Raw genomic sequence first — 12,889 nt, 5'->3', positions numbered from 1 at the left:
TAACTGGCCCGAAACAAGCGTAGGAGCGAGCGCAGCTCGCGATGCGCCGCGCGGGCGGCGCTCGATCTGCGCAACACCGCAAAAACCAAGGCAGGCACCTCGCCGCCCTGATGCGGTCCTTGCTGGTTTGCTGCCTCAAGATAGACCTGATTATGGGGTTTGTTGGGGCTGCCGTTGGGTCGCGTGAGGGCTGCCATTTGTATGGCGAAAGGAATGCAGCGCCTGTGAGACCGAGCGCCGCCCGCGCGGCGCATCGCCGGCAAGCCGGCTCCCACATCTGTTTCGGGCCAATGATGCCTGTGTGATTTGCGCGCGCCCCCTTTGGCGCATGGCTCGATACCGCGCCGTATTTACTAGGCGGTCGCCTGCGCTGGCCCAGGATGGACTGGCCCGAAACAGATGTGGGAGCCGGCAAGCTGAACTGGCATGCAGCACAGAGGCACCCCTGATAGGCGCGATTCGCCTGTAGGAGCGGCCTTGTGTCGCGAAAGGGCCGCAGAGCGGCCCCGGCAATTTTGCGTTGGCGCATAGATCCCGGGGGCGCTACGCACCCCTTTCGCGACACAAGGCCGCTCCTACAGGGTTCATCCGCGAAAGGGCCGGTACCGGCAAAAACAAAGGCCCGGCGCTTTTACAAGCCCCGGGCCTTCGTTCAACCGCATTCCACTATCAATGGAACTGCTCTTCCTCAGTCGAACCAGTCAGTGCAGTCACCGACGAAGCCCCACCCTGAATAACAGTGGTCATGTCGTCGAAGTAGCCAGTGCCCACTTCCTGCTGGTGCGCCACGAAGGTGTAGCCCTTGCTGGCGTCAGCGAATTCCTGCTCCTGCAGCTTCACATAGGCGGTCATGTCGTTGCGGGCGTAGTCGTGCGCCAGGTTGAACATGCCGTGCCACATGTTGTGGATGCCGGCCAGGGTGATGAACTGGTGTTTGTAGCCCATGGCCGACAGTTCGCGCTGGAACTTGGCAATGGTGGCGTCGTCCAGGTTCTTCTTCCAGTTGAAGGAAGGCGAGCAGTTGTACGAAAGGATCTGGTCCGGGTACTCCTTCTTGATCGCTTCGGCGAAGCGGCGGGCTTCGTCCAGGTCCGGTTTGGCAGTCTCGCACCAGATCAGGTCGGCATACGGCGCGTAGGCCAGGCCGCGGGCGATGGCCTGGTCGAGGCCGGCGCGTACCTTGTAGAAGCCTTCACGGGTGCGCTCGCCAATCACGAACGGCTGGTCGTACGGGTCGCAGTCGCTGGTCAGCAAGTCGGCGGCGTTGGCGTCGGTACGGGCCAGGATAATGGTCGGTACGCCCGATACGTCAGCAGCCAGGCGTGCAGCCACCAGCTTCTGTACGGCTTCCTGGGTCGGTACCAGTACCTTGCCACCCATGTGGCCGCACTTTTTCACCGAGGCCAGCTGGTCTTCGAAGTGCACGCCGGCGGCGCCTGCTTCGATCATGTTCTTCATCAGCTCGTAGGCGTTCAGTACGCCGCCGAAACCGGCTTCGGCGTCAGCCACGATCGGCGCGAAGTAGTCGATGTAGCCTTCGTCGCCCGGGTTCTTGCCCGCTTTCCACTGGATCTGGTCAGCGCGGCGGAACGCATTGTTGATGCGCTTGACCACGGTCGGTACCGAGTCGACCGGGTACAGCGACTGGTCCGGGTACATGGACTCGGCCGAGTTGTTGTCGGCGGCAACCTGCCAGCCGGACAGGTAGATGGCCTGGATGCCGGCTTTTACCTGCTGGACTGCCTGGCCGCCAGTCAGGGCGCCCATGCAGTTGACGAAGTCTTTCTCAGGGCGGAAGGACGGGTGGGCACCTTCGGTGACCAGCTTCCACAGTTTCTCTGCACCCTGGCGGGCAAAGGTGTGCTCGGGTTGCACGGAGCCACGCAGGCGAACGACATCAGCGGCGGTGTAGGTACGGGTCACGCCTTTCCAGCGCGGGTTCTCGGCCCAGTCTTTCTCGAGGGCTGCAATTTGCTGTTCGCGTGTCAGTGCCATGGAAATAAACCTCGTCGCATCGATCTTGAGTTAATTGTGCTGATGCTCGGAGCAGATCAGGTGCCTGGCGGCTGTCCTGTTCGCAGGTGTGCGGCGGCGAACGCGAAGGCTCGAAGGGGAAGGAGAGTGCAGGCCAGGCAGAGGGCGCCCCGGCAGGTCGGCTCGTGGATGCCTAACTGCGGTGCTACGCGATTGCCAGTACTGCGGTGATGCGCTTCCGTCCCTCGGGACAACTTCTTCGTTGCAGTCGCAATCCCGTCGAACCGCCTTGTGGGCCGTATAGACACAAGGCGCCTCCGGGGGTGGGAGGAGCGCGCCTCGAAGGCCCTTGCCAGGGCCCCTGATTAGCGGGAGCGAGGCCATCATGCCCTTGGGAAAAACACCCTGTCAAATGTTTTGTAGTGGTTTTTTGTGCTTACTACATCTTTGGTCTAATACGACTTGTCAGTCAGTTTCAAGGCCTTTGGTCGAGGCCTTGAATTGCCTGGGATCAGTCGAGAAGGTCGACTTTTACACGCAAAGTCATGTTTTCACCGCGCTGGGTGCTGTAACTGCGGCTTGACGTACTGCGGTCCGCTTGGCTCTGCTGGTTGTAGCCCGCCAGGGTGATCCACTCGCCGAGCTTGCCAGTGATGGTTGTGTCGGTACTTTGCACTTTTACTACATCTGCACGTTCCTGGCTGATGCGGTCATTATTTGTGCTTATTTGCAGACGAACCGTTTCTCCGCTCAGAGTCGGGGTGACATAGAAACCTTGGGTCACGTTGCGGTATTCGGTGTTGCTCTGGAGGCGCCCGTAGCCGTCGGTGCTGGTGCTGGTAACCGGGATGCTCTGGCCAACCTGGATGAGTGCTGGCTGGCCTTCGCTGGCCTGAACTTGCTGCATGCCACCGTCGCGGTTGCTGGTGCCGTAGCGAATGACCTGGCCGTTGCCCCGGTTGTCCTGGAAGTTGCTGTCGTTGTTGTCAACGCTGATCAGCAGGCGCTTGGGCGCGGTATCCAGCTGCTGCAGCAAGGCACGCAGGTCGTCGATGCGCTCGGGGCTGGCGTTGACGATCAGCTTGTTCTCGAAGGCGCTGACCGTGCCGTCTTTGGCGATGAATGCCTGTGCGGCAGGCAGCAGTTCGGCACTGCTGCGGTGCTGCAGCGGCAATACCTCGGTGGCGGCCTGGGCGGTGAGGCTGGCGGCCACCAGCAGGGCGGCGCTTATGGGGCGTAGCGGCATGTCCATGATCTCCGCAGGTGGGGTTGCCATGATGGCAAAGGCGTCCTGCCTGTGCTGGATGCACATCAAAAACTGCCTTTTATCCTGGCTTTATCCAGGAAACTATAAATTATAGTCAGCCAGATAATTGCAGATAATCGCCCTCCACAGGCCGTGCCAGGGAGCCTGAGAGCCCTTCGGCACATTGCGCGGTGGCTGCTGTCAGACAAATTCCGTAACATCCCGCCTTCGATTTTTGCCCGCTCTAAAGGCCGTACAGGTGCCCAGGCTGTTGTCCGGCTAATTACAGGATGCCCATGAAACACACCCGACTACGCGCCGACCTGCTCGCCGGCCTGACCACCTCGTTTGCCTTGGTGCCCGAGTGCATCGCCTTTGCCCTGGTGGCCCACCTTAACCCGCTGATGGGCCTGTACGGTGCGTTCATCATTTGCACCTTGACCGCACTGTTCGGCGGTCGGCCGGGCATGATTTCCGGGGCTGCCGGCTCGATGGCGGTGGTGATCGTGGCGCTGGTGGTGCAGCACGGCGCGCAATACCTGCTGGCAACGGTGCTGCTGGGCGGGGTGGTGATGATTCTGTTCGGCCTGCTGCGCCTGGGCAAGCTGGTGCGCCTGGTGCCGTACCCGGTCATGCTGGGCTTCGTCAACGGCCTGGCCATTGTCATTGCCATGGCCCAGCTGGAGCACTTCAAAAACGGTGAGCACTGGCTCAGTGGTACGCCGCTGTACCTGATGATTGGCCTGGTGGCGCTGACCATGGCGGTGGTCTACCTGCTGCCGAAGCTCACCCGCGCCGTACCGCCGGCACTGGTGGCGATTCTTGGCGTTGGCTTGCTGGTGTACCTGCTCGGCTTGCCCACCCGCACCTTGGGTGACATGGCGCACATCGCTGGCGGCTTGCCGGGGCTGGCGCTGCCGGATGTGCCGTGGAACCTGGAAACCCTCAAGATCATCGCCCCCTACGCGGTGCTGATGGCCATGGTCGGCCTGCTGGAAACCCTACTCACGCTGAACCTGACCGACGAAATCACCGAAAGCCGCGGCTACCCGGACCGCGAGTGCGTGGCATTGGGCGCCGCGAACATGGTGTCGGGCCTGTGCGGTGGCATGGGGGGTTGCGCGATGATCGGGCAAACGGTGATCAACCTGAGCTCCAATGGCCGTGGCCGGCTGTCGGGTGTGGTAGCCGGTGTGATGATTCTGCTGTTCGTGTTGTTCCTGTCGCCTTTGATCGAGCGTATTCCCCTGGCGGCGCTGGTTGGCGTGATGTTCGTGGTGGCCCAGCAGACCTTTGCCTGGGCGTCCTTGCGGGTGTTGCACAAGGTGCCGGTCAACGATGTGCTGGCGATCATAGCGGTGACCGTGGTCACGGTGTTTACCGACCTGGCCATGGCAGTGCTGTTCGGCATCGTGATCGCGGCGCTGAACTTTGCCTGGCAGCATGCCCGGGAGTTGTACGCCGACAGCCATGAAGACGCCGATGGCAGCAAACGTTATCAAGTGCATGGCACGCTGTTCTTCGCCTCGACCACTTCATTTCTCGACCAGTTCGATGCCGCCAGCGACCCGGCCCAGGTCACGCTGGACTGCCAGCACCTGAGCTTTGTCGATTACTCGGCGGTTGCCGCACTGCAGACCTTGCGCGAGCGTTATGCCAAGGCGGGCAAGCACCTGCGCGTGGTGCATCTGTCGGAGCGGTGCAAGAAGCTGTTGAAGCGGGCAGGGGAGCAGCACTGAGAAAGGTTATTGTCTGTGCTGGCCTCTTCGCGGGCATGCCCGGTCCCACAGGAATGGCGCAGGCGCTGCCCCAGTGGGAGCGGGCGTGCCCGCGAAGAGGCCGGCACAGGCAAATGAATCACTCCCCGCGGTTCTTCCTGACGATGCCATCGGCAATGCTGGCTGGGGCCTCGGCATAGCGGGTGAACTCCATCGAGAAGCTGGCCCGGCCCTGGGTCATCGAGCGCATCGAGGTGGCGTAGCCGAACATTTCGCCCAACGGCACCTCGGCGCGGATCACCTTGCCCGCCGGGGTTTCGTCGCCGTCCTGGATCATGCCCCGGCGCCGGCTCAGGTCACCCAGGATGTCGCCCTGGTATTCCTCGGGGGTGACCACTTCCACCTTCATCACCGGCTCCAGCAGTACCGCGCCGCCTTTTTGCGACAGTTGCTTGGTGGCCATCGACGCTGCGATCTTGTAGGCCATCTCGTTGGAGTCCACATCGTGGTACGAGCCGTCATACACCGCTGCCTTCAGGTTGATCAGCGGGTAGCCGGCCAGCACGCCGTTCTTCATCTGTTCTTCGATACCCTTCTGGATCGCCGGGATGTATTCGCGGGGCACCACGCCGCCGACGATCTCGTTGACGAACTCCAGGCCTTCCTTGCCTTCGTCACCGGGGGCGAAGCGGATCCAGCAATGACCGTACTGGCCGCGGCCGCCGGACTGGCGGACGAAGCGGCCCTCGATCTCGCAGGTGTTGCGGATTTTCTCGCGGTAGGCCACCTGCGGCTTGCCGATATTGGCCTCGACGTTGAATTCACGGCGCATGCGGTCGACGATGATGTCCAGGTGCAACTCGCCCATGCCGGAGATGATGGTCTGGCCGGTTTCTTCGTCGGTGCGCACGCGGAATGACGGGTCTTCCTGGGCCAGTTTGCCCAGGGCGATGCCCATTTTTTCCTGGTCGGCCTTGGTTTTCGGTTCCACGGCCACGGAAATCACCGGGTCGGGGAAGTCCATGCGTTCCAGGATGATTGGCTTGTCCATGTCGCACAGGGTGTCGCCGGTGGTCACGTCCTTCATGCCGATGAGGGCAGCGATGTCACCGGCGCATACGTCCTTGATCTCCGCGCGCTGGTTGGCGTGCATCTGCACCATGCGGCCGATGCGCTCTTTCTTGCCCTTGACCGAGTTGAGCACGGCATTGCCGGAGCTGAGCACCCCGGAGTACACCCGGGCGAAGGTCAGGGTGCCGACGAACGGGTCGGTGGCGATCTTGAAGGCCAGGGCCGAGAACGGCTCCTTGTCGTCGGCGTGGCGTTCCAGGTGCTTGTTTTCGTCGTCGGGGTCGGTGCCCTTGATTGCCGGGATTTCCGACGGGGCAGGCAGGTAATCGATCACCGCATCGAGCATCAGCGGCACGCCCTTGTTCTTGAACGAGGAACCGAGGATGGTGGGTACGATTTCGTTGTTCAGGGTGCGTTTGCGCAGGCCGGCCTTGATTTCTTCGATGCTCAGTTCTTCGCCCTCAAGAAACTTCTCGGTCAGTTCGTCATCGGCCTCAGCCGCGGCCTCCACCATCTTCGCGCGCCATTCATCGGCCAGCGCCTTGAGCTCGGCAGGTATCTCTTCTTCGCGATAGCTGGTGCCGTTATCGGCATCGTTCCAGTAGATAGCTTTCATCTTCACCAGGTCGATCTGGCCGATGAAATGCTCTTCACTGCCAATGGCCAGCTGGATCGGCACAGGGTGGTGGCCCAGGCGCTGGTCGATCTGTTTGACCACCCGCAGGAAGTCGGCGCCCTGGCGATCCATCTTGTTGATGTAGGCCAGGCGCGGCACATGGTACTTGTTGGCCTGGCGCCAGACCGTTTCGGACTGGGGCTCGACGCCGTCGGCGCCGCTGAAGACCACCACGGCACCATCGAGTACGCGCAGCGAGCGTTCCACTTCGATGGTGAAGTCGACGTGGCCGGGGGTGTCGATGATGTTGAACCGGTACTTGTCGGCGAACTGCTTGGTCGAGCCTTGCCAGAAGGCCGTGGTCGCCGCCGAGGTGATGGTGATGCCGCGCTCTTGCTCCTGGGCCATCCAGTCCATGGTCGCGGCGCCATCGTGCACCTCGCCCATCTTGTGGTTGACCCCGGTGTAGAACAGGATCCGCTCGGTAGTCGTGGTCTTGCCGGCGTCGACGTGGGCGACGATGCCGATGTTGCGGTACAGTTCGATGGGCGTTGTGCGGGCCATGGCGGACTACCTGCGGCTGGGCGGATTCCACCACGTTAGCAGACCCGTGGAATCCTGCCGTGCCGCCGGGCTGTCAGTCGGCCTGGGCCTGCAGCAGCCACTGGCCATCCACTTCGCGAGCCAGGCCACACGCCGGTAGCAAAGCCAGCAAGCGTGGGTGCAGGCCGGCTTCGGTGAAGGTCTTGAGCGTGGCCAGGTCCAGCGCGCCGATCAGGTTCAGGTCGGCCTTGGTATAGGACAGCCAGGCTTTCTTCAGCACCTGGGCCACATCGCTGCCGGCGGTGCTGGCGAAACGGCGGTGCCACGGGCGGGCGTCGAAGGTGAAGGTGTGCGCGTGGCTATAGGTGCTGGGGTCGGCACCTTCGACGCAGCGGTGGCAGCGGCACGGGCCCTCGCCGAAAGCGTTGCGCAGGTAGCTGTTGAAGTCCACCACCGGCTTGAGGGACAGACGTTTGTCGACATCGAACAGGTCGGCGATCAGGGGTTCTTCGGCGCTCACTCGGGATCCTCGTGTGGTGTGGCGTGCATCGGCGGGCACCCTAACAGATCGGGGCGGCCAGATCACCTGTTGCAGGGCTGGCCGCTTCGCGGGTGAACCCGCTCCCACAAGGGCTGCAGCGTATTCAAGGGTTGTATGCCTGTGGGCGCTGGCTTGCCAGCGATGAGGCCAGTAGAGACAACAGGCAACGCCTGCCGTACTCTACGCGCCCATACGCCTACCCACCCATTGAGGTAACCCCGCTTGAGCACCCAGTACCCGTACATCGCCACCGTCACCATCAGCGCCGAGGACCGTGGGGGCGATACCGAGGCATCGGAAAACCCCGGTATGCGCGTTGGCCTGGAGGCGGTGACCGAAACTCTGAAAAAGGTGCATTTCGTCGGTACGCTCGCGGCGCCTGAAAAGAATGCCACGCACATTTGCGTCACCCTGGAGAACGGCCTGACCTACTACGGCCCGATCGTCAATGGCCATGCCGAACTCGAAGGCGGCTGGATCGCGTTCGAGTCCGACATGCTCACCCCGGCAGAGCTGGGGCTGTAACGCTCAGTTCAACTCCGCCAGGCACTGCTCGAGGATATCCAGCCCTTCTTCGAGCACCTCGGCCTCGATGGTCAGCGGTGCCAGCAGGCGGATGATGTGCCGCGCCTTGCCGCTGGGCATCAGCAGCAGGCCTTTGGCGCGCGCCGCGTCCAGCACCTTGGCCAGTTGCGCCGGGGCCGGGCTGCCGTCTGCATTGACGAATTCAATGCCGCGCATGGCGCCCACGCCGGTCAGGCGCCCGATGAACGGGTACAGGCCCGAGGCCGTCCAACGCTGGTGGCGGCTGACGATGGCCTGCTCCTGGCGCTCACCCCAGATAGCCACGTTCTCGTCGGTCATCTGCGCCAGGCTGGCCAGTGCTGCCGCACAGGCAATGGGGTTGCCCGAGTAGGTGCCGCCGAGGCCGCCCTTGGGTAATGACCCCATCAGGTCCTTGCGCCCGACCACTGCACCCAAGGGCATGCCGCCGGCAATGCTCTTGGCCAGCAACAGCAGGTCGGGCTCGAGCCCCAGGCGCGGGAAGGCGAAGCGCTGGCCGGTGCGGCCAAAGCCTGACTGGATCTCGTCGATGATGATCAGGATGCCGTACTGGTCGCAGAAGCGGCGCAGGGCCTGGGCGAAGGCCGGGTCGAGGGCCAGGAAACCACCTTCTCCCTGCACCGGCTCAAAAATGAACGCCGCCACGTCTTCCACGGCCAACTCGACGCTGAACAGGCGGTCCATGGCCTTGAGTGCCTGTTCGCAGGTGACCCCGGTGTCGGCGCTGGGGTAGGGCAGGTGGTAGACCGGCCCGGGCAGCTCGCCGACCCGTTGCTTGTACGGGGCGACCTTGCCGTTGAGGTTCAGGGTAGCCAGGGTGCGGCCGTGGAAGCCCCCGTCGAAGGCGATGATGGCCCGTTTACCGGTGGCGCCACGGGCCACTTTCAGGGCGTTTTCCGCGGCTTCCGCGCCGCTGTTGGTGAGCATGCCGGTCAGCGGGTAGCTGACCGGTACGAACTGGCTCAGTTGCTCCATCAGCGCCAGGTACGGGCCATGGGGGGCGGCGTTGAAGGCATAGTGAGTGAGGCGGGTGGCCTGGGCCTGGATGGCCTCGACCACGGCCGGGTTGCAGTGGCCCAGGTTGAGCACGCCGATACCACCGACAAAGTCGATGTAACGTTTGCCGTCAGTGTCCCAGACTTCGGCATTGCGGCCATGGGAAAGTGTGATTGGGTGAACGATGGCAATCGATTGGCTGATACTTTCCTGGTTCATGGTGCACGCGGACCTTGTTCGAGTTTCTTATTATCCAAACGTGTTCGCAGGTTATTCCGCAAACGAATTATTCGATTGCGGTCATTCCATGGATTCGTGATCTGGCCGATACTTCGCCATTCAAATCAATCCCCCTCAGCTACGCGCTCCCGTATCCACTGCACAAAAGCCCTTATCTTGGGCACTTCGGCGGCATGTTCGGCATGCGCGATGAAGTGCCGGCCATTGCTCGGCACCGGGTGGTCCCAGGCCACCACCAGCTTGCCTTCGCTCAATTCCTCGGCCACCAGGTAGCGCGGGATCAGGGCGATGCCACAACCGGCGATGGCCGCGCGGATGCACAGGTAGAAGGTGTCGAAACGCGGCCCGTGGTAGCTGTTCTGGCTGTGCAAGCCCAGCCCCAGGAACCACTCATGCCAGGCTTCGGGCCGCGACACGCACTGCAACAGGCGGTGCTCGGTCAGCGCCTGGGCACTGTCGAAAGGGTGGCTGGCCACTAGCTGCGGGCTGCACACCGGCACGACCTCTTCACTGAACAATTCGATGCAGGTTGCCCCGGGCCAGGTGCCCTGGCCGAAGAAAAAGGCGATGTCGGCCTTGGCCTGGACCAGGTCGAACGGCTCCAGCTCGTTGCGTATGTCCAGGTGAATACGCGGGTAGCGGTCGCCGAAGCCCTTGAGCCTGGGCACCAGCCAGCGCGCGCCGAAGGTGGGCTGGGTAGCAATGCGCAGCACTTCGGTTTCGTCGCCATAGCTGAGGATGTAGCGGCTGGAAATATCGATCTGGGTGAGGATCTTGTTCACTTCGGTGAGGTACAGGGCGCCGGCCGGGGTCAGGTGCAGGCGCCGGCGAATACGCTGGAACAGCGAGTGCGAGAGCATGTCTTCAAGCTGCGCCACCTGCTTGCTGACGGCGCTCTGGGTCAGGTGCAGCTCTTGCGCCGCACGGGTGAAGCTGAGGTGGCGGGCGGCCGCTTCGAAACACTGAAGGGCGGTGGTCGAGGGCATCAGGCGTTTGGACATGACGGGTGAATACCGAGCAAAAAAGTAAGGAGTTCATTCCAAAACGGAATTATGTGTTTCGAAAAGGTCGTTTGTTGACCCCGGCCTATAGATTAATACTGACCTGGATCAACAATGACAACCGGTCATGTAAAGAGGAGGTCGTTAACCCGCTTTTGGTTTTTGCAAAACAACAACAACGCGCATCAGAAATTTAAAAGAATTCTGCTCCGACCTTCAGCCGCCATGCCGCGGCCGACCCATTCGAGGGTTCTTCATGGCTTCTCACGACAACAAGAAACAGCGCTCCTTGCAGCACGGCCTGACCTCGCGCCAGGTGTCCATGATTTCCATCGCCGGCATCATCGGCGCCGGCCTGTTCATCGGCTCGTCCAATGCCATTGCCACCGCCGGCCCGGCGATCCTCATTTCCTACGCCATGACCGGCCTGCTGGTGCTGCTGGTCATGCGCATGCTGGGTGAAATGGCCATCGCCAACCCCAACAGCGGCTCGTTTTCGACCTATGCCAGCGAGGCCATCGGCCCGTGGGCCGGGTTCACCATCGGCTGGCTGTACTGGTGGTTCTGGGTACTGATCATTCCGGTCGAAGCCATCGCCGGCGCCGACATCCTGCATGCCTACTTCCCGGGCGTGCCCTCGTGGCTGTTCGCCTTCATGATCATGCTGGTGCTGGCGGGCACTAACCTGGTCAGCGTGAAGAACTTCGGTGCGTTCGAGTACTGGTTCGCCTTGGTCAAGGTGGTGGCAATCATTGCGTTCATCGTGGTCAGCGGGTTGGCGGTGTTCGGTTTCTGGCCGCTGGCCGAGGTGTCCGGAGTCAGCCGCCTGTGGGACCACGGCGGCTTCATGCCCAACGGCTTCGGCACCGTACTGGGTGGCGTGCTGATTACCATCTTCTCGTTCTTCGGTGCCGAAATCGTCACCATCGCCGCTGACGAAACCGCCAACCCGAAAGACAAGATCCGCCGTGCCACCAACCTGGTGGTCTACCGCATCGCCATCTTCTACCTGGCCTCGATCTTCCTGGTGGTGTCGCTGGTGGCCTGGAACGACCCGGCGTTGAAGGCGGTCGGTTCATTCCAGCGGGTGCTGGAGGTGTTGAACGTGCCGGGGGCCAAGCTGCTGGTCGACCTGGTGGTGCTGGTGGCAGTGACCAGCTGCATGAACTCGGGCCTGTACACAGCCTCGCGCATGCTCTATTCGCTGGGCGCGCGTGGCCAGGCGCTGAGCATGACCAAGCGCATTTCCGGCTCTGGGGTGCCGACCGTGGCCGTGCTGTTCTCCACCTTGGCAGGCTTCGCCGGTTGCCTGGTCAACTATGTGTTCCCTGGCAAGGTGTTTGGCTTCCTGTTGTCTACCACCGGTGCCATCGCGTTGCTGGTGTACCTGGTGATCGCCGTGTCGCAGCTGCGCATGCGGGCCCGCGCCGAGCGCGAAGGGCGCCCGCTGGAGCTGAAAATGTGGCTGTTCCCCTACCTGACCTGGCTGGTGATCGGCACCATTGTCATGGTGCTGGGCTACATGCTGTTCAGCGATGCCTACCGCTATGAAACACTGATGACCGCCGGGGTGACGGTGTTCATCCTGCTGGTGTCGTTGACCCAGCGGCGTGGCCGCGTGGTTGCGCAGGCCGCCTGATGTTTCTGCTTTAATGGGGGCGTTGCGCGCCCCCTTTTTCATCAGCACAGGAAGCGTATGAACGACCAGTCCCTTTCCCTCCAGGCCATGGCGGCACCAGACGGTACCTGCTACGGCTGCGGTTGCTCCCACCCCAGCGGGTTGCACCTGCAAAGCCATTGGCATGCCGATGGTATCCACCTGGTCTGCAGGCATGCCCCGGACAGCACCTTCAGCGGTTGGCCAGGCCTGGTGTACGGCGGCCTGCTGGCGATGCTGGTGGATTGCCATTCCAACTGGACCGCCATGGCCTACCACTACCGGCACGAAGGCCGCGCGCCGGGCAGCCTGCCGCGCATCGACTGCGTGACCGGGACGCTCAACCTGACCTACCTGAAACCCACCCCGATGGGCATCGAATTGCTGCTCAAGGCCCGGGTAGAAGGTGAAGTAGGGCGCAAGAGCCGGGTGATCTGTGAAGTCTGGGCTGGCGACGTGCTGACCGTGACGGCGGACTCGGTCTTCGTCCGCGTCGATACCGAGAAACTCAAGCTCAAGGCCCACGGCCGGGGCTGACCAGCGTCGGTTTCAGAATGCGCCTGGTCGCACGTACGCAACCCTTCGGCGGCATAAGTGCCATGCTTGCAGGATGCCGTCGGACCAGCGCACGCAGATGCGCGGCCGTCAGCGAGGAGGCCGCCGCCATCGCGCAACCGTGACGTTGCCGGCGTGCCGCAGCAGAACACGCTGGATACCTGCCA

Annotated in this window: 11 protein-coding genes; 4 read left to right on the top strand and 7 right to left on the bottom strand. The window is 62.6% G+C overall.

The annotated features are described in order from the left end of the window. The 3 genes from B3361_RS18250 to B3361_RS18240 form a co-directional block, all read right to left on the bottom strand. The coding region (locus B3361_RS18250) for a hypothetical protein (RefSeq protein ID WP_286920306.1) at positions 1 to 197 on the bottom strand (197 nt) is incomplete at its 3' end. Positions 198 to 669: 472 nt separating this feature from the next. Further along, a complete protein-coding gene (aceA, locus tag B3361_RS18245) occupies positions 670 to 1,995 on the bottom strand; it encodes an isocitrate lyase (protein ID WP_009684219.1) in 1,326 nt (441 codons plus the stop codon). A gap of 490 nt (positions 1,996 to 2,485) precedes the next feature. After that, entirely contained in the window at positions 2,486 to 3,250 is a 765-nt protein-coding gene (locus tag B3361_RS18240; RefSeq protein WP_177331330.1) for a secretin N-terminal domain-containing protein, read from the bottom strand. Positions 3,251 to 3,516: 266 nt separating this feature from the next. Here B3361_RS18240 and B3361_RS18235 point away from each other — a divergent pair, with 266 nt between their 5' ends. Beyond that, on the top strand, positions 3,517 to 4,959 hold the full coding sequence (locus tag B3361_RS18235; protein ID WP_054904921.1) for a SulP family inorganic anion transporter: 1,443 nt from the start codon (positions 3,517 to 3,519) through the stop codon (positions 4,957 to 4,959). 118 nt (positions 4,960 to 5,077) lie between these two features. On the opposite strand, the gene fusA is transcribed toward B3361_RS18235, so the two are convergent. Together fusA and B3361_RS18225 are read right to left on the bottom strand one after the other, a co-directional pair. Then, positions 5,078 to 7,189 carry an elongation factor G gene (fusA, locus tag B3361_RS18230; RefSeq protein WP_054904920.1) on the bottom strand — a complete coding sequence of 704 codons (2,112 nt, stop codon included), beginning with the start codon at positions 7,187 to 7,189 and terminating at the stop codon, positions 5,078 to 5,080. Between the two features lie 73 nt (positions 7,190 to 7,262). Next, positions 7,263 to 7,688, bottom strand: coding sequence for a hypothetical protein (locus B3361_RS18225; protein WP_054904919.1), 426 nt, complete (start codon positions 7,686 to 7,688; stop codon positions 7,263 to 7,265). 243 nt (positions 7,689 to 7,931) lie between these two features. Here B3361_RS18225 and B3361_RS18220 point away from each other — a divergent pair, with 243 nt between their 5' ends. After that, complete coding sequence (locus B3361_RS18220) at positions 7,932 to 8,234, top strand: hypothetical protein (RefSeq protein WP_029885291.1); 303 nt, start codon at positions 7,932 to 7,934, stop codon at positions 8,232 to 8,234. 3 nt (positions 8,235 to 8,237) lie between these two features. Here B3361_RS18220 and B3361_RS18215 read toward each other — a convergent pair whose 3' ends face one another. Together B3361_RS18215 and gcvA are read right to left on the bottom strand one after the other, a co-directional pair. After that, positions 8,238 to 9,488 carry a 2-aminoadipate transaminase gene (locus B3361_RS18215; RefSeq protein ID WP_286920305.1) on the bottom strand — a complete coding sequence of 417 codons (1,251 nt, stop codon included), beginning with the start codon at positions 9,486 to 9,488 and terminating at the stop codon, positions 8,238 to 8,240. A gap of 125 nt (positions 9,489 to 9,613) precedes the next feature. Continuing rightward, positions 9,614 to 10,510 (bottom strand): transcriptional regulator GcvA, encoded by an 897-nt coding sequence (gene gcvA, locus B3361_RS18210; protein WP_029885289.1) that lies wholly within the window; start codon positions 10,508 to 10,510, stop codon positions 9,614 to 9,616. Positions 10,511 to 10,766: 256 nt separating this feature from the next. On the opposite strand from gcvA, the gene B3361_RS18205 reads away from it, so the two are divergent. Together B3361_RS18205 and B3361_RS18200 are read left to right on the top strand one after the other, a co-directional pair. Further along, positions 10,767 to 12,149 (top strand): amino acid permease, encoded by a 1,383-nt coding sequence (locus tag B3361_RS18205; protein WP_154211273.1) that lies wholly within the window; start codon positions 10,767 to 10,769, stop codon positions 12,147 to 12,149. 57 nt (positions 12,150 to 12,206) lie between these two features. Further along, complete coding sequence (locus tag B3361_RS18200) at positions 12,207 to 12,704, top strand: PaaI family thioesterase (protein WP_054904916.1); 498 nt, start codon at positions 12,207 to 12,209, stop codon at positions 12,702 to 12,704. Positions 12,705 to 12,889 lie beyond the last annotated feature (185 nt).

This window comes from Pseudomonas sp. UBA6699 (assembly GCF_002454615.1).
GTDB classification, from domain to species: Bacteria; Pseudomonadota; Gammaproteobacteria; order Pseudomonadales; family Pseudomonadaceae; genus Aquipseudomonas; species Aquipseudomonas juntendi.
Note: the sequence above shows the minus strand (reverse complement) of the source record. Positions and strands in the feature narration are given on the sequence as shown.